Raw genomic sequence first — 17,455 nt, forward strand, 5'->3', positions numbered from 1 at the left:
CTTTCCACAGCCCGAAAACGAAGCCGATCCGTCACGATTCAAAAAGAAGCAGGGGAGGGTCGTAAAAATCGGGAGGCTCACATCCTAAAAGTTGCATCACCGTGGCCGCGATATTCGTCAGCCCCGGACTTTTCACGGCCGCGTCGATCCGGACCTTGAACCCCTCCGCCGCGCTATACACGATAAACCACACTGGGTTGAGCGTGTGCGCGGTCTTCGCTTTAGGCTCTCCCGTGGGATGGCGTTTGGCTCGCCCCGTTTTCTTGTCGATTTCATACATCTCGTCTGCATTTCCGTGATCCGCCGTCACGAGAAGGATGCCACCGGCGTCCCGCACGGCCCTGACGATTCGCCCGAGACAGAGATCCACCGTCTCCACGGCGATATGTGCCGCCTGGTAGACACCTGTGTGTCCGACCATATCGCCGTTGGCAAAGTTGAGACGAATAAAGTCAAACTTCCCGGAGGCGATCTCCTCCAATACGCGATCTGTAATTTCCGCCGCCTTCATCCAAGGCCTTTGTTCGAAGGGGACTCGGTCCGATGGAATCTCGATGTACGTTTCCAAGGTCTCGTCGAATTTCCCGGAGCGGTTACCGTTCCAAAAATAGGTGACGTGGCCGAACTTCTGGGTCTCGCTCATGGCCAGCTGCTTATAGCCTTGGGCACACAAAAGTTCGCTCACGGTTTTTTCAATATGCGGCGGTTCCACAAGATAACTCTTGGGAATATGTAAATCGCCGTCGTATTCCATCATCCCCGCATACGCCACCTTGGGATACGGTTCTCTGGGGAATTTTTGAAAGTCCTGTTCTTCAAAAGCCCGGCTGATTTCGATGGCCCGATCCCCTCGAAAATTGAAAAAGATCACCGCATCACCGTCTTTCATCCGACCCACAGGGCCCTGGGCGTCGGCAATGACAAAAGGCGGCAGGTCCTGGTCAATGACCCCCGGAATTTCCTTCCGATAAGTTTCAATAGCTTCCCTCGCCGAAGAAAAGCATCGCCCTTCTCCCGCCACGTGGGTTTTCCACCCACGGGCGACCATCTCCCAGTTGGCCTCGTACCGGTCCATGGTGATGGCCATGCGCCCGCCGCCGCTGGCAATCCGATAATCAACCCCGGCCTGTCGGTTCAATTCGGCCAGGTATTCTTCAAACGGCACCACATATTCCAGGGCGGATGTTTCTCCCACATCCCGGCCGTCCAAAAGGATGTGCACCCGGCTCCGCGGGATTTTTTCCACCCATGCGGCATGGTCCAACATCTTTTTGAGATGGTCCACGTGGCTGTGCACGTTCCCGTCGGAAAAAAGACCAATGAAGTGCAGCGTGCCGCCGTGTTCACGGCAAAAGTCCATGAGGCGGCGCCACGTCTTGCCTTGAAACAGCCGGCCCGTCTCCAAGGCTTCGTTGACGAGTCTGGCCCCTTGGGCATAAACCCTCCCGGCCCCCATGGCATTGTGGCCGACTTCCGAATTGCCCATGTCGGAATCGCTGGGAAGCCCGACGGCCGTGCCATGCGCTTTCAGCAAGGTGTACGGACAGTGCGCCAAGAGCCAATCCAGATGCGGGGTGAAGGCATCGGCCACGGCGTTCCCCTCGGTGTGCGACGAGTAGGCGATGCCGTCCATAATCACTAGGACCAAGGGGCGAGGGCCGTTTTTGGGCAGGAGACGTATCGCTTTCATAAGTTCCTCTCTAAGGAAGGTTCGTCCGAGAGCACGGTTGGCATGTTCAGGCTCGGGAATATTCGCGGCTCTTGGAAAGCCCCACCCGGTTTGTCATCGGGGACTGGAACCATGCGGTCCTCCACAACGGATGGCGACGGCATCGCCGTGCCACGAAGCCCGCTTCAGCCCGTGTTCTCGGACGTGCCGAAAGGGGGAAACTCAAGCGCACCCGTAATGGCCTCAACGCCCTTTCCACACAGGTTTCCGCTTTTCCATAAAGGCTGCCACCCCTTCCTTCGCATCTTCTGTGGTGCACAGCCGGGCAAAAACCTCGTTCATGTAATCGAACGCCTTCACATATTCCATGTCGGCGGCAACATAAAAGCCGCGCTTGGCGATTTGCACGGCAATGGGGCTCTTTTGGGCCAGAATGGCCGCCCACTCATGGGCCGCCTTGTCCAGCTCGTCCGCCGGGACCACCCGATTGATCAATCCCCGCGCTTGGGCTTCTTTGGCTTCCATCAATTCACCGTACAGGAGCATTTCCAACGCCGTTTTTCGCCCGACGGACTTTGAGACGGGAAGGACAGGGCCCACGCAATTGAGTCCCACATTGATCGCCGTCAACCCGATCTTTGCCGTCTCCGCAGCGATCGCCAAATCGCATGCCGCCACAAGGCCCGCACCGTTCGCCGCGGCAACCCCGTGGACCTGAGCGATCACGGGTTTGTTCATTTTGCTGATGGTCACCAGGGGCGTTTCCATGCGTTCAATCCACGCGCGCAACTCCATGGCCGTCTTGCCCGCCATTTCACTGACATCAATGCCCGCGCAAAAGTGTTTTCCCGCCCCTTTGATCACGATCACCCGCACCTTGGCATCCCCATCTAAAGTCCACAGGGCCTGCGTGAGCTCGTCCGCCAGCGGTGTGGTGAACGTATTCAATTGATTCGGACGGTTGAGGGTGATAGTGGCCACAAAATCTTGCCCGACTTCCACAAGTAGCGTCTCGTAAGACATCGTCATCTCCTCTCCTGCCTGTTAGAGCCTTCGTTCGAAAATCCCTCGGTGCCCTTCCTGGACGCCATGGCCATTTTCGCAGATCTGAACGCGTTGCAGGCCTGGATCAGACGCCCGCTCTCTATCGCATGCGATAACCTTGCGGCCTTTCTCCGAGGACCACCGAAACGCGGTCTCGCCCTCCGTCCCAATGAACCACGTCCAATGTGACCTTGTCCCCCGGGCGATAGCGCCGTATGGCCCGCATGAACTCCTCCGTGCTTTCGATCGGCTTCCCATCAATCCCCACAATGATATCCCCTCCGACAACAATCAGGTAATTGCCCACCTGCGCTCGCGTTTTGCCGCCTCGAAGCCCGGCTTTGTCCGCCGGACCGCCCGGGACCATCTCCACAATCATGGCCCCTCGGCTCACCCGAAGTTGCAACGCTTCGGCAAAGTCGGGGAAGAGGGTCATTAGAGTCGCTCCAATCCACGGATAGGCATAATAACCCTTTTCTATCAGTTCGTTGATCACTTGTTTGACCGTGTCTATGGGAATGGCGAAGCCGATACCCACATTGGCTCCTGTTGGACTAAAGATGGCTGTGTTCACTCCGATCATGAACCCTGAGGAGTCGATCAGCGGGCCTCCGGAATTGCCAGGATTGATCGAGGCGTCAGTCTGGATGATGTCCTCCACCAAAGCACCTCCTGGAGCCCTCAGTGTTCTGCCCACGGAACTCACCACCCCCGTGGTGAGCGTTTGGCCAAGACCGAAGGGATTGCCGATGGCCAAGACTTTTTGTCCGACCTTGAGGTCCCTGGAGCTCCCCATGGGGATCACTTTGAGGTCTTTTTTCGGCGCGTCGATCTTAATGACGGCAATGTCGCTGTTCGGATCGGAACCGACGAACTTGGCAGGGTATTTTTTCCCGCTGAACAGAGTCACCTCGAGCTTTCGAGCGTCTTCGATGACGTGATGATTGGTGAGAATGTAGCCCCGTTCATCGATGACCGACCCAGAGCCCGCGCCCTGCCTTGGGACAACGTTGAAAAAAAAGTCCCGCTCCAACACTGTGCTCGTGATGTTGACCACACCTTGGGCAAGTTTCTCATAAAGCTCGATGTTATTCTTTTCATCTTCGGTGAGACCCCATGCGCCCGATGGCAGCGCCGCGGCAACCACCACGCTCACCCACACAACCCACAACCCCAGCCCATTTTTACGCATCCTCCCCTCCGGTTCCCTCCTTGGCATCTGAAGACGTTTTTCGCCCGGCGCCCTTGCTTCGGCTCACTGCTCTTCGGCGGCAGCCCCCACAAGGCACTCAACGTCGAGAAACCCTTTGCTCCCTTGAGCTCGGGAGGGTATGTTTTGATCCCGATGTCACTCGCTCAAGGAGCCCCGCGCTGATGATTCGCTCGAAGGCTACCAAAAACGGCGTTAAGTCGCCAAGACCGAAGGGACACTTGACGACCTGGGGCCGTCCCAACCCCATGAGTACTTTCCGTGCATTCATTCAGCCGGTTCAATGCGCCCACCCATGGACCCATCTCGCCGCATTGTTTGCCCTGCACGTGGTCGGGATTTTTCTCGTCAAAGGTTTCATCGACGCCGGCCATCCGGAACGCCTGGCGCCTCTCCTGACCCTCTTTCTGGGTCTTGTCTTTTGTCTATGGGCTCTGTGGCGATACCGAGACAGTGAGGCTCCACACTGGGTCTGCGCCATTCCCGCCTTGCTCTATGCCTTTTTTATCTCAGCCCTGTCCCATCAACCGCTCCAGGGAGTTCGTTTGCCCGTCTCCGGCAACGTTTTCCACCCCGTCGTCTACGGCTGCATGGCCGTCTACCTTGGATGGTTCCGCCTTTCGGTTCTCCGGAATCGAGGGCTCATGCCCTTCATTTTATGGATTATCCTGCCCGGAACTGTTTTGGCGTTGAGCGACGAATGGCATCAGAGCTGGATTCCCGGCCGGTGCAGCAGTGCCACGGATGTTCTTCTTGATCTCATCGGTTTGGGTATCGGCACGGCGATCACCCTGCAGCTCACACGACGGGCACCTCAATGGAATCCGCACCACGCTGTGCCGCTCCGTCAGGAACCGATCAAGCTCAGGGTCACGGCCAGAAGGCCATGAGCGTAAAGTCCTGCAGCCACATCATCCGCTACAATCCCCAGGCCTCCTTTCAACTGAGCATCCAGGACGGAGACGGGCCATGGTTTGAGGATATCCATAAGGCGAAAATAGGCCACGGCCAGAAGAAGCGAAAGCGGCGTGAGCGTCATCCCGATGGTGGTGAACAAGAACCCCACGAGCTCATCGATCACCACCTCCTGAGGATCCTCGCCTCCCAGTTGCTTTTCGGCTTCGTCACAGACCCAACACGCACCGAGAAAGATCAATGCCAGGAGCACACACGCCAAACCGTGAGGACACAAGGAAAGCAGGTAGGCCGTTGGAACGCCCGCCCCAATGGTCGCGACCGTACCGGGGGCCCGAGAGCTTTTGCCGAAAAAGCCCAACCGAGCAATTCCCAGAACGATCGGGGTCTGCGGATTCACTTTGGCCAGGGGCATGGGAGCTCCGTGTGCCTCCAGACGTAGGCCTGACAGAAGGTGCATGCGAGGATTTCGGTTATCCTGATCATATTAGGATTTCACGTTGAGGCTTTCCATGAACGAGAAGCGACACCCTGCGGAACACGATCCCCACAGTGCCTTTCGCATCATCATCCCTGAGGAATATGCCTCTTACGGCATCAACCCGCAAGACATTCCCATGGGGACCTTCGCGGCCCAAGACCACCCGTCATTTCTTCTCAGTCGCTACGGCGGCAACGCCTACGGTTTTGGACTCGTCGAACAGAACAAATTGAGTTCCGACGACTATGAGTTCCTGGAGCACATTGACCTGAACGACCGCGAGGCCATTGTCCGCCATGTGGAGCGACTGAATGAAATCTACAAGAAGCTGGGGCTGCTTATCCGATTTTCAAACCAAGGAACACGTTATTACCTCATTCCCATCAACCTTGTGGCGCAATCAGTTCAGGATGTGAGAGTGAAAGCGGAAGCCGTGGAAAAAGTGATAGCCGATCACGTCCGCGCCACGGGTTCCGAGCGGCTGGACATCGCCCTGTTCAGCACCGCAAAAGACCTCCTCGCCCATGACCTCACCGCGAGATTGTCCAACCATCGGCTTTTCATCATGGACGATATCCGAAAATTACGATCTTGGCGCACTTTTTTCGATGTGGCCGTTTTCCCGCGCGATCCCTACGACTACCTTATCGGACAGCCTCTGCCAAAACCCAAACAGCCGACGCCGCAAAAACGACGGCTTCTTAGATACGCAGGCTACATTGCCGGAAAGATTTATGATCTTCTGGAGCCTCATGGAAAGGTCGTCGTTCTCGCAGACTGTCCCGGATGTCTGGAAAAAGGTTCCGATTACGAGGTGGAGTTTCTTTCCGACGAGGAACTCAAGAAGTTTTTGCTTTTCTCCCATATTTTCAAGACCCACAAAAGGTATGCGTTTCAAGGCCGCCTTTTGCCGATCCATCCTTTAGACTTCTTTTTTTACGTCCAACATGACCCCGTTACGGAGAGTCTTGTTCAGGAGAGTTTTCGGATCCCGCACGTGGATCTTTTCTCTTTTGAACAAATCGACGACTTGCCGCACCTCGACCGTCCGCTCCCTCACCACTTCCGAAAAGGCATTCCGACGCCCTGGGAAAGAGCCTTCGCTCCATATTTTGATCTCCGTCTCGTGGATACCACCAGCACCCGGGTCTATGCAGAACGTTGGCAGAACCGCTTGCACTTGGGCACACCTTGGCCAAGGAATTTGGGGGTTTTTGCCAGGCACGCCCCGCAGGGCGCCAATTTCCAGAAAAAATGTGGAGGAGAATGCCAAAAAAAGCGGCATGATGGGATGCCATCCGGAGCTGACGGCCTCTTACCGCAATTCTTTCCGATACGTTGGCGACGTCCTTCGGGCATTGGCTCAGATCCGAGACGGCCGATCTCTCCACACGGGAGAGGTGGAAAGGGACCGCCTGCTTAATCCTTTTCGCCGTCGAGAACTCAGCGACGAGGCCTTTTTGCCTATCCGACAACTTTTACGCCAGGCGGATAAACTTCAAGCCATTGAAGACACCCTGAATCCGGACCACCTCGAGGGTCCCTCGACACCCATTCTGGAAAATCTCGAAAAGCTCTCCCTCCATGGTTTTACGCCGGCTCAGCTGACCGAACTCGTCCTCATCGTCACCGGCCATAGCGCTATGAGCCGCATCGTGCTTGGCAAAATGCCTGCTCGTAACCTGAAACCCCTCACCCATGCCGCCTCGGGTGGAGAAGCCCAAGGCGTCCTGGATAAACTTCGAATCTGCCGACTCATGAGTGTGGCCGAAATCACGGCGTCCTTCGGGCATCCTCTTACGTCCGTGCAAATCGAAGAAGTCTTTCGCATCTACGATGACGCCGTGCGTGTCGCTACAAATCCCCACTTGGATTGGGACGTGTTGGAAGACCGCCGCATCAGTGAAATGGGCGGGGTCCAATACAAGGCCCTCCGAGAAATGCTCAAGTTCTTTAACCTCTTCGACTTCCTCAACACGTGGCACGAACTTCTGGACAAAGGTCCTTACGAAAGGGAAGTTCTGTGTGATTACGATCCCGAAAAAATCCGGAAGGTCGACCAGATTCTCCAATTAGCTCAAACGGTTGACCATTTTCGATCACGGTTTCGCGACGGATCCATCCCACGGCAGACGTTCTTTTTCCGACAATTCCTGCAGACGGAGTTTCACGGCACCGGCCACCTGTTTCCTTCTCTAGGCCCCGAATCCGGCTTGAAACTCCTTTGGGTGACCGTACAGGTCAGCCCACACCGCATCGTCAACTTCAATCCTTTGCTCGCAGACATCCCTGAGGAAAAGAAGGCGGGTCGGCTGGAGAAAATCAAGCAAGCCCTCCACAGTCTTCCCGTTGAAACCATGCATGGGGATGAGCTGGATGTTATTCGGACAAAGCTGCTGACAGGTCATCCCACCTTTCTTCACAGCACCGGCCTGCGACTGTCCCTCAACTCGGACACCAAAGCCACGGATGTCTCCTTTGTGGACGTGCAGGAAAATGTGCGACTCATCGAAGAACTCTTAGGGAAATTCGAAACGCGAAAGCTGAAAGATGTGAGCTTGAAAGATGTGACCGATCTGGAACGCCTTTTTTCAGAGCTTTCCAGTTACAGGACCTACTTGGAAGAGGAAGGCCACAGCGAACCCGATGTGCATCAAGAAGGGCCGCCAAGTCCCTCAATTATGGGTCTGCACCTGGCGCACATTGAAAAAAGGATCCGAGAGGTGTTTCTTTCTCAGATCCTTGTCCCGGAAGAAATTTTTGACACGGTTCAGCTCTGGGTCCACCACTGCCCCAATCTGCTTCGATTTGTCCTGCCCGATCTGCATCGTCTCGGTCAATTGATGGAAAACCGTCCCACACGAAAGCGCCAATCGGTGGGCGCCTACGTCATGCGGTGCCTTCAGAAGTTCCAAGCGCTCATCCTCAAGGACAGGGAAAATTTTCAAGATTTGAATACATTTTACCAGATGGCCAAACAGGAGTTCGGGCCGTTGGCGGCGGAAGACATTGGCGCCAAACACCATCAGCTGGAAACGCTCGAACACTTACTGGAGCGTATTCAGGAAGTCCGCCCCCCATTGTACCAAGCACTAACATTGGCTCTGGTCTTTCAGGATTTGGGCAAATTGGAAACCTACACCCAAGAACAAAAAATCCTTGATCGGATCTGGACCCACGCGGAACGCAGCGTGCACATCTTGCGGCAACGAGGTATTCTGGAACCATTTGGGCTCAAGGAAGAAGTGCGCGATTTGACCCTCGAGCTCATTCGACATCACGGACTCCTCGGGCATGTCTTCCAGGGCGCGGAACCTGTGTCCGCCATCACCCGGTGGACCGAAGCTCATGACAGAGATCTCCTGGACGCCTATGTGCTCCATTCCGTTCTCGCCTCGGCTTCGGTCGAAGAAGGTCTCCTAACGGAAGACGTGCTCGACGTGTTTCTTGACTACCGTCACGCCTGTCTTCACGTGATCAAAACGGGAAGTTCATGGCCTGAGTATTACAAGGAGAAACTCCGAGACAAAGGAAGAACCATTCTTCATGGATCTGCGTCCGTTTCCCGTGTTCTCGCATTGCAAACCTCGCTCAGCAATCTGCCCCAGGTATACCCTCGGGAACCAGATTGTGACGAGTCCTTGTGGTGTGGCCGTCAGGTTGAAGCCTTCGAAAGGCTCTTGCGCCTCATGGGGATTCCTTGGGTGGATTTTCACGACTTGCAAATGGGGTTCATGAACGTCCCGGTGGTCTTTATCCATCATCAAAAGGGATTGCGAAGCCTCGGCTTGGAACACTTCCAAAGGTGCTTTTCCAAGTCCATGGAAATCCTTCAGGAGGTGCAGCAGCTGCCAGAGCCCTTAAAAGCCTACTTGCTTTACAGCTTGGATTCCTTTGGAGGCGGTCTGCGGATCTATGACTTTCAGAACCTTCCCCCTTTTCTGTCCCTGAAAGCCTCGTTGAAAATGCTTATGATCGGTCTGATGACCTATCACCGCCACATCCCGTCTCCACCGTCGGGAGGCCTTATCAGTTTTCGTCCACTCAGCCGTGCCGTCCGGTATCGTCACCAAACCTTGGAACAATACCTTACGGATATTTCGATGGAAAACCTTGCAGATTGGATGTTTTCAACGCCGCCGGGGGATCCCGTGAGCGAGCTTTTCTTGGTGGAAACAAGTCCGTTTGGGCCGGCTGTCCGGTTGAGTTTGCGAGGGAGCCTCCAGGTGGAGGCCCTGGTGCGAGCCATCAGCGAAGCGCAAACCCATGAAGAGCTACGCCACGTCTATCGAGAGCAAATGAGAAAAATACATACGTTGCCCTTCTCGACCCCGGAACAGGCCGAGAGCCTGAAGACCGCTTACCACAAACGCCTTGAGGAAATCAGTCGGGCTTTGCTTTGTGATATCCAGGACGATTTGGCCCGATTGTCCACCTTTGAGGAATTCGATCATTTTTCCACACGGCTGTCCCAATCCGTAGCTAAGGCCTTTCTCACGGAGGAACACCACGTGCTGCTCCAAGAAATGGTCGACCATCATCGGACGCGGCTTCGGGATGAGTTCCTGACCAAAGTCTCTGAAACTATCTATGCCTTGGACAACGCCGAGGCCCTGATCGCCTACTGGAACTCCCTCAAGACGGAACTCTTCCGATTCCGCCATTATGTGGGCAAAGAATATGAGGCAATGATTGCGTCCTATATCGACACGAAAATAAAAAGCTCATCGACTACGCGTTCAATGCATTAGGGGATGAAAGATCTTGAGGCTCTTTAAGAGGCAAGATGAAATAAATCGTGTTGCCGTACTTTTTCGGTTCGCAACCCACTTCGCCACCGTGGATTTCCACAACGTTTTTTACAAAATGCAATCCATGCCCGGTTCCCTTTTCTCGGCCCACATTGGAGCCTCGAAATCCTTCATCGAAAAGCTGCTGAGCTTCTTCGGCGCTCAGGGGCTGGCCTGTCGTGAAGATACTGAACTGAACCCCGTGAATCCCCTCACCGAAATAGTTTTTTAGGATCTTTCGGTGATAAGAAATAAACTTCACTTTTTGACCGTGGGCGTCCTCAACCTCCCGCGTGTATTTGACGGCGTTGGAGAAAAGGTTTTCAAAGACTTGAGAAATCAGCCCCTTGTCAACAAAGAGCGTCACCTCCTCGTCGGGAATCTCATCCAGCTTGTTGTCAACCATGATGCCCGCCTTCGCAAAAATCGGCAGGTACCGCTCCAAAAGAGGCTGGACAATCTCCGTCCTGAAATTGCACGGTTGCCGTCGCAACACATACGTGCCTTTTTCGAAATGATCCCGACGCAACAAAGTTTCTAAGAAAAGACTGGTATGTTCATAGTGCTTTTTCAACGCATGGTATTCTTCTTCCAAAGCGTCGTTGTGCGTTGCCAGCGCATGATAAAGCTCGCAAAGTTCACGGCACAGCTTGCTGTCCTGGGTTTGGGTGAACATAATGAGATCTCGAAGATCTTCCTGGACTTTTCGATAATTATCAAGGCCCTTTTTCAGCCGAAGTATAAAGAGCTTATAATAAAGGTTCGGAGAAATCACATTGTGTTCAATATCAGAAACCAACTGGTTGATAAATTTGATGTGTTGAATATTTTGCTGAATGAGGAGTTTTTGATGCAAGTTATAGCCGATACGGTTGCTGAATTTTTCCAGGAAAAAAAGTCCCTTCTCGTCGACACGGTCCTTGGGATAAATTTCAAATAGTCCGAGTATGGAGTTTCGACCGGCAAACGGCAGCCACTGGGTGAGGGCCACATTGCCGCGAATGGGCAGAATGTAAGATTCCTCCGTCTCTTTGATTTTGTCAGACAACTCGGGCAGCATTCCTTGCCGGGCGTGCGTTTCGGCAATCAGCCCGTCTTCGCTGGTGCAGACCTTTTCCAGCCGCCCTGTTTTGTGATGCAACACGTAGAGTCGGCTTTCCAGATCGAAAAACTCTTTCGGCACCGTCACGCAAATAAGGTACAGGTTGTCGAGGCTTGTATATTCTTGGGCGAGATCGAAAAATGTGGCGAACGCCTCTTCCTGAAGCCTCTCGAAGTTGTAACGCTCGTAGGCGGATTTCTTTTCCCGCACCCGCGCCGCCATTTGTTGAAGTGCTTCATTGCCCATGGCTTTTCAGGCTCCCTTCCTCACGGAGAAACCCTATCCCGGGATGGGAAACTCCAGCTCGGATTTGAGGTCCCTTTCCATGAGGTCCCAGACGGCTTGCCGTGGGTCCTTGTTCTCATAGAGGATTCGGTACATTTGCTCGCAAATGGGCATCTCCACGCCCATTTTTTGGGCCATCTGATGCACCGAGGCACAGGTGCGAATCCCTTCGGCCACCATTCGCATGTCCGCCAAAATCTCTTTGAGTGGTTCGCCGCACCCCAGGCGATACCCCACGGTACGATTGCGACTCAAGTCACCGGTGCAGGTCAGCAAGAGGTCCCCGATGCCGGAAAGGCCGGCAAAAGTCAGCGGATGAGCCCCCAATCTGACACCCAGTCGCGTGATTTCAGCCAGGCCTCGCGTGATCAAGGCCGCCCGCGTGTTCAGTCCGTACCCCAGACCATCACAGACGCCAGCGGCAATGGCAATGACGTTTTTCAGCGCACCGGCCAGTTCCACCCCCACTTTATCGGGGCTTGTATAGACCCGAAAATATGGGGTGTGGAAAACCTGCTGCACTTCTTCGGCCGTCTGCAGATCTTCCGCCGCCACGGTGACCGCCGTTGGCGTCTTTCTCATGACTTCCCGCGCAAAAGAGGGTCCTGCGAGGGTGACGACTCGAACCCCCAATGCCTCAGGGAGAATTTCTTTCCAGATCCCGGACATGGTCAACAGGGTTTCGTTTTCTATTCCCTTGGTGGCGGACACAATAACCGTGTTCTTTCGGATATGCGGGACCATTTGGACCGCAACGGACCGGTACACATGGGAGGGAACCACCATCACCAGAAGGTGGGAACCCTCGGTTACAGCGGCGATGTCGTTGGACGGGACAATGCGCTCATGCAATGGGAATCCGGACAGGTACAGGATATTCTCTCTGCTCTCGCGTATGGCTGCACACAACTCTCTTTCAAAAACCCACAAGTCAATCCAATAACCCTTCTCGGCCAAAAGCTGGGCCAGAGTCGTCCCCCAACTGCCGGCTCCGATCACCCCGATGCGTTCCAACGCTCTCACCGCCCCGCATCCTCCTCAGCGGATTCCGCCACTACAGCCACATCCATGATCTCCTCCGTCTCGTCCAACTCCATGAGTTTGACGCCCTGAGTCGATCGTCCCATTTCCCTGATTTCCCGGACCTTAAGACGAATCAACCGCCCGGTGTTGGTGATCAGCAGCACTTCATCGTCGTCTCTCACTTGGCGAAAAGCCACAACCTCACCGTTTTTCTCCGTAATCCGGACGTTGAGGACGCCCTGGCCGCCCCGACCCTGAACCTTATATTCCGAGGATGCCGTTCTTTTCCCATACCCCTTACGGGTGACCACAAGCATTGAGTATCCTTCCTCAAGGATATCCATGCCCACCAGAACGCTGCCCGCAAGCTCCATCGCCTTCACACCCCGGGCTTCCCGTCCCATAGGCCGCACTGTGGACTCGGCGATTCGAATGCACTTGCCGGCGCGGGTCATGAAAAACAGGTCTTTTGTCCCATCGGTCAAGCAGGCGGCAATGAGCTCGTCACCTTCGTCAATGGCGATGGCTCGGATACCTTTCGCCCGGGGATTACTGAAGGCCTGGAGCTCCGTTTTTTTCACGACACCGTTTCTTGTGGCGATGACCACAAAACCCTCTTGGTTGAAGTCCCTGATAGGCATGATGGTGGCCACTTTTTCGTCTTCTTGAAGCGGAAGAAGATTGACAATCGCTTTTCCCATGGAAGCCGGGCCCACTTCCGGAATCTGATGCACTTTGAGCCAGTAGACGCGACCGAGCGACGTGAAAACCAGAAGGTAGTCGTGGGTAGACGCCGTGAACAATGCCCGCACGAAGTCCTCTTCCCGGATACTCATCCCGGTGCGGCCTTTGCCTCCTCGCCGTTGAATCCGATAGATGTCCACCGGGGTTCGTTTCACATACCCTGCATGGGAGATGGTCACCACCACCTCTTTGTCGTCGATGAGATCCTCATCGGTCGGCCTTTCAGGACCTTCCGGAAGGATCTGCGTCCTTCGTTCATCGCCGTAGTTTTCTATGATCTCCTGGAGCTCTTGGTGGATCAATTCGTCCACCAGCGCCGGAGAGGCCAAAATAGCTTGGAATCTTTCGATGTCCTTGAGCAGTTGCTCGTATTCGTTCAGAATCTTTTCCCTCTCCAAGGCCGTCAAACGCTGCAGCCGCATGTCCAAGATGGCCTGCGCCTGCCCATCGGTGAGTTCCAAGAATTCCATCAGCCGTTGTTTGGCCGCCGCAGGATGAGGTGCGGAGCGGATCCATTGGATCACCTCATCCAAATGATCCAAGGCTTTCTTCAAACCTTCCAGGATGTGGGCTCGCTTTTCCGCTTGGCGCAGTTCAAAGCGCGTACGGCGCACCACCACATCCCTTCGGAAATCCAGGAAATGTTGTAACAAGCTCTTGAGGTTGAGGAGTTCAGGGCGGTTGTTGACGACCGCCAGCAGCGTGACCCCGAAAGTGGCCTCCACGGCAGTGTACTTATACAGCTGGTTTTCGATGACCTGAGGGTTTTCTCCAGCTTTCAGGACAAGGACGATCCGCATGCCTTCCCGGTTGGATTCATCACGAATATCCTGAATCCCTTGGATCCTTTTTTCTTTGACCAGTTCGGCAATACGTTCCAACAACCTGGCTTTGTTGACCTGAAAAGGCAGCTCCGAGATGATGATCTGTCGCCTCTTGCCCGTCTCCTCCGTCTCCACCCGCCCTCGCATCCGGATGATCCCACGGCCTGTTTCATAGGCCTCTCGGATCGCTTCCGTCCCAATGATGAATCCGCCGGTAGGAAAATCAGGCCCGCGCACGTGGCGCATGAGATCTGCAATCCCGGCTTCCGGGTTCTTCAAAAGCAGCTGGAGCCCACGGCACAGCTCCGTGATATTGTGCGGGGGAATATTGGTGGCCATGCCCACGGCGATGCCCGACGCACCGTTCAGAAGGAGGTTTGGGACCCGAGTGGGCAGAACAGAAGGCTCTTTTAGGGAGTTGTCGTAGTTGGGCAAAAAATCTACGGTTTCTTTTTCAATGTCGTGAAGAAACTCGTGGGCCAACCGAGCCATACGGATTTCTGTGTACCGCATGGCCGCCGGTGGATCCCCGTCTATGGATCCAAAATTTCCCTGGCCATCCACCAAGGGATAGCGCATGGAAAAGTCCTGGGCCATGCGAACGATCGTATCGTAGACCGCAGCGTCTCCGTGGGGGTGGTACTTACCGATGACATCGCCGACAATGCGGGCCGATTTTTTGTAGGGTTTGTTGTAGTCATTGTTCAGTTCGTACATGGCGTAGAGCACCCGCCGATGCACAGGTTTCAGCCCGTCCCGTACATCAGGCAAAGCCCGCCCGATGATCACGCTCATGGCATAATCGAGGTATGAAAGCTTGATTTCATCCTCGATATTGACGGTCGCAAAACTCATAAAAACCCTCTCCTAACGCACTACCCGTTTGGTATCTGCTGGAATTTGTCAGATATCGAGCTCCCGAAAATCGAGCGCGTTTTCCTGGATGAATACCCGTCGGGGTTCGACACGATCCCCCATGAGCGTAGTGAAGAGTTCGTCGGCCATGTATTCATCATCAATCCGAACCCGCATAAGGGTTCGGGTCTGCGGGTTCATGGTCGTTTCCCACAGTTGTTCCGGATTCATCTCTCCAAGACCTTTATATCGTTGGACGGTGAGTCCCTTGTATGCTTCATCCTTGAGATATTGAAACAGCGCCTGAGGATCTTCCAGAGTTCTTTCCCCCGTCGCGGTCACCACGCGATACGGGCGCTCGTCCAACGGAGCCAGTTGCTGACAAAGCTCCACCAGTTTCCGGAACTCCACGGATTTGAGGAATCCATAACTCAGCCGAAAACGTTCTTGCCCGTTGGTCGGCTGATAGATCTCCACATCGTAGCCCCGGTGTTCTTCTTCCATCGCGATTTCGGATACGGCCCAGCCGGCGGCATCCAAAGCCTCTCGCAACCGCTCCATGCTCGCCTGGTCTTCCGGGACAAAATCCTGATACGCCAATGTGTGAGCGAGAAACTTCAGAAGATCTTGGTGGATTCCCTTACGGCTTAAGCGTCCCAACCAATCCTGGTACTGCGAATACGCTTTCATGAGTTTGACAAGCTGGTCGGGCTCGAGCGCGGCTTCACGACTCCCGATGTAAACCTGCTGTTTTTCAGTGGCCCGGGCCACGAGGAACGCGTCCAGTTCGGCGTCGTCTTTCAAATAAAGCTCTTTCTTCCCGGCCACGACACGGTACAAGGGCGGCTGGGCGATGTAGAGGTGGCCTCGCTCGATGAGGTCCGGCATCATGCGGAAAAAAAACGTCAGCAGCAGAGTGCGGATGTGGGCCCCGTCCACGTCGGCGTCCGTCATGATGATGATTTTGTGATAGCGCAATTTCCCCGGATCGAATTCGTCCTGGCCGATCCCTGTTCCCAAGGCGGAAATCATGGTGCGGATTTCCTGGTTCTCCAGCATCTTGTCAAAACGGGCCTTCTCCACGTTGAGAATTTTACCGCGCAATGGAAGCACTGCCTGGAAACGGCGATCCCGCCCCTGCTTTGCCGATCCCCCGGCCGAGTCGCCTTCCACAATGAAAATCTCGCTCTTTTCTGGATCCCTTTCCTGACAATCGGCCAGTTTTCCCGGCAGGGAATGGTCACTAAGGATACCTTTGCGCCGCGTGAGTTCCTTGGCTCTGCGGGCCGCTTCCCGAGCCCGCATGGCTTCCAGCACCTTGTCGAGAATCGCCCGGATGACCCTTGGGTTTTCTTCAAAGAAGGCGCTCAATTTTTCATAAGTCAGGGTCTCCACCATGCCCTTCACGTCGCTGTTGCCCAGTTTTGTCTTCGTTTGTCCCTCAAACTGAGGCTCACGAAGCTTCACACTGACTACGGCCGAGAGACCCTCGCGAACGTCATCCCCCGTCATGCGATCCACATCCGACTTGGGCACTTTATTTTGCAAGGCATATTGTTTGATGCTCCGCGTCAACCCCGCCTTGAAGCCCACCAGATGGGATCCGCCTTCCCGTGTGTTGATATTGTTGGCAAAGGTAAAGATTTTTTCGTTGTAGGTGCGATTGTATTGGAAGGCGATCTCAATGACCACGTCCTGGCGTTTGCCTTCGATGGAAACCACCTCAGGGTGGAGAGGTTCTTTGTTCCGATTGAGGTATTCCACGAATTGGATGAGCCCGCCCTCGTAATGGAAACTCTTTTCCTTAGAGGTGCGTTCGTCGATAAGGTCAATGCGGAGGCCTTTGTTCAGAAACGCCAGCTCGCGCATTCTTTGCGACAGGATGTCAAAGCTGAGGTCCGTATCCGTCAGGATCTCCGCATCGGGTTTGAAGGTCACGCGAGTGCCTCGACGGCGTGTTTCCCCGATCTGTTCGAGACGCGTTTTGGTCTTCCCTCGTTCGTAACGCTGAGAATAAACCTTGCCGTCCCGCCGGATTTCCACCTCCAGGTATTCACTGAGGGCGTTCACGACGGAAACGCCCACGCCATGAAGGCCTCCGGAGACCTTATAGGCCCCACCGTCGAACTTGCCGCCGGCATGTAACCGGGTCATGACCACTTCCACAGCAGGGAGACCTTCCTTTTCGTGAATGTCCACAGGGATCCCTCGACCGTTGTCTTCCACGGTCACGCTCCCATCGAGGTGGATGGTCACCTGAATGTGATCACAGTACCCGGCCAACGCTTCGTCGATGCTGTTGTCCACCACTTCGTAGACCAGCTGATGCAAACCCTCGGTGGATACATTGCCGATGTACATGGAAGGGCGCTTACGCACGGCATCCAGCCCTTCCAGAACCGTGATGTTGTGTCCCGTGTAGTCCTCATCCGCTTTCGCGTTCACGGAATCTTCAGGTACGTCTTGCCATCGTTCGGGGTTGTGCTCCATAGCAAGTCTCTTTCTCACACCAT

Annotated in this window: 10 protein-coding genes; 2 read left to right on the forward strand and 8 right to left on the reverse strand. The window is 54.7% G+C overall.

What is annotated here, in order from left to right; genetic code table 11:
• Window positions 1-31: 31 nt before the first annotated feature.
• The 3 genes from gpmI to ACZ5K9_RS07415 form a co-directional block, all read right to left on the reverse strand.
• Entirely contained in the window at window positions 32-1,690 is a 1,659-nt protein-coding gene (gpmI, locus tag ACZ5K9_RS07405) for a 2,3-bisphosphoglycerate-independent phosphoglycerate mutase (RefSeq protein WP_464273783.1), read from the reverse strand.
• Window positions 1,691-1,912: 222 nt separating this feature from the next.
• Window positions 1,913-2,692, reverse strand: a complete 780-nt coding sequence (locus tag ACZ5K9_RS07410) for an enoyl-CoA hydratase-related protein (RefSeq protein ID WP_464273784.1) — start codon at window positions 2,690-2,692, stop codon at window positions 1,913-1,915.
• Between the two features lie 121 nt (window positions 2,693-2,813).
• Window positions 2,814-3,905 carry a S1C family serine protease gene (locus ACZ5K9_RS07415; protein WP_464273785.1) on the reverse strand — a complete coding sequence of 364 codons (1,092 nt, stop codon included), beginning with the start codon at window positions 3,903-3,905 and terminating at the stop codon, window positions 2,814-2,816.
• 182 nt (window positions 3,906-4,087) lie between these two features.
• Between ACZ5K9_RS07415 and ACZ5K9_RS07420 the strand changes: the two genes are divergently transcribed.
• Window positions 4,088-4,813: a VanZ family protein gene (locus ACZ5K9_RS07420; protein WP_464273786.1), complete on the forward strand. Its 726-nt coding sequence runs from the start codon at window positions 4,088-4,090 to the stop codon at window positions 4,811-4,813.
• Here ACZ5K9_RS07420 and ACZ5K9_RS07425 read toward each other — a convergent pair.
• On the reverse strand, window positions 4,771-5,253 hold the full coding sequence (locus tag ACZ5K9_RS07425) for a phosphatidylglycerophosphatase A family protein (protein WP_464273787.1): 483 nt from the start codon (window positions 5,251-5,253) through the stop codon (window positions 4,771-4,773). The two genes, ACZ5K9_RS07420 and ACZ5K9_RS07425, sit on opposite strands and share 43 nt — an antisense overlap.
• Window positions 5,254-6,602: 1,349 nt before the next feature.
• On the opposite strand from ACZ5K9_RS07425, the gene ACZ5K9_RS07430 reads away from it, so the two are divergent.
• The gene (locus ACZ5K9_RS07430; protein ID WP_464273788.1) at window positions 6,603-10,070 is read left to right on the forward strand and encodes a hypothetical protein; all 3,468 of its coding nucleotides are present in this window, start codon (window positions 6,603-6,605) and stop codon (window positions 10,068-10,070) included.
• Here the strand turns inward: ACZ5K9_RS07430 and ACZ5K9_RS07435 are convergent.
• The 4 genes from ACZ5K9_RS07435 to gyrB are packed head-to-tail and all read right to left on the reverse strand — an operon-like array spanning window position 10,051 to window position 17,432.
• Complete coding sequence (locus tag ACZ5K9_RS07435) at window positions 10,051-11,457, reverse strand: sensor histidine kinase (protein ID WP_464273789.1); 1,407 nt, start codon at window positions 11,455-11,457, stop codon at window positions 10,051-10,053. The two genes, ACZ5K9_RS07430 and ACZ5K9_RS07435, sit on opposite strands and share 20 nt — an antisense overlap.
• 33 nt (window positions 11,458-11,490) lie before the next feature.
• A complete protein-coding gene (locus ACZ5K9_RS07440; protein ID WP_464273940.1) occupies window positions 11,491-12,510 on the reverse strand; it encodes an NAD(P)H-dependent glycerol-3-phosphate dehydrogenase in 1,020 nt (339 codons plus the stop codon).
• 5 nt (window positions 12,511-12,515) lie between these two features.
• Window positions 12,516-14,942 (reverse strand): DNA gyrase subunit A, encoded by a 2,427-nt coding sequence (gyrA, locus tag ACZ5K9_RS07445; protein ID WP_464273790.1) that lies wholly within the window; start codon window positions 14,940-14,942, stop codon window positions 12,516-12,518.
• A gap of 48 nt (window positions 14,943-14,990) precedes the next feature.
• Window positions 14,991-17,432: a DNA topoisomerase (ATP-hydrolyzing) subunit B gene (gene gyrB, locus ACZ5K9_RS07450; protein ID WP_464273791.1), complete on the reverse strand. Its 2,442-nt coding sequence runs from the start codon at window positions 17,430-17,432 to the stop codon at window positions 14,991-14,993.
• Between the last annotated feature and the right edge of the window lie 23 nt (window positions 17,433-17,455).

The sequence above is a fragment of the Desulfosoma profundi genome (genome assembly GCF_055387865.1).

What these genes read in the sequence shown, in the direction of transcription:
- gpmI (WP_464273783.1), bottom strand. Translation starts at nt 1,690, where the DNA reads ATGAAAGCGATACGTCTCCTGCCCAAAAACGGCCCTCGCCCCTTGGTC.
- ACZ5K9_RS07410 (WP_464273784.1), bottom strand. Translation starts at nt 2,692, where the DNA reads ATGTCTTACGAGACGCTACTTGTGGAAGTCGGGCAAGATTTTGTGGCC.
- ACZ5K9_RS07415 (WP_464273785.1), bottom strand. Translation starts at nt 3,905, where the DNA reads ATGCGTAAAAATGGGCTGGGGTTGTGGGTTGTGTGGGTGAGCGTGGTG.
- ACZ5K9_RS07420 (WP_464273786.1), top strand. Translation starts at nt 4,088, where the DNA reads ATGATTCGCTCGAAGGCTACCAAAAACGGCGTTAAGTCGCCAAGACCG.
- ACZ5K9_RS07425 (WP_464273787.1), bottom strand. Translation starts at nt 5,253, where the DNA reads ATGCCCCTGGCCAAAGTGAATCCGCAGACCCCGATCGTTCTGGGAATT.
- ACZ5K9_RS07430 (WP_464273788.1), top strand. Translation starts at nt 6,603, where the DNA reads ATGATGGGATGCCATCCGGAGCTGACGGCCTCTTACCGCAATTCTTTC.
- ACZ5K9_RS07435 (WP_464273789.1), bottom strand. Translation starts at nt 11,457, where the DNA reads ATGGGCAATGAAGCACTTCAACAAATGGCGGCGCGGGTGCGGGAAAAG.
- gyrA (WP_464273790.1), bottom strand. Translation starts at nt 14,942, where the DNA reads ATGAGTTTTGCGACCGTCAATATCGAGGATGAAATCAAGCTTTCATAC.
- gyrB (WP_464273791.1), bottom strand. Translation starts at nt 17,432, where the DNA reads ATGGAGCACAACCCCGAACGATGGCAAGACGTACCTGAAGATTCCGTG.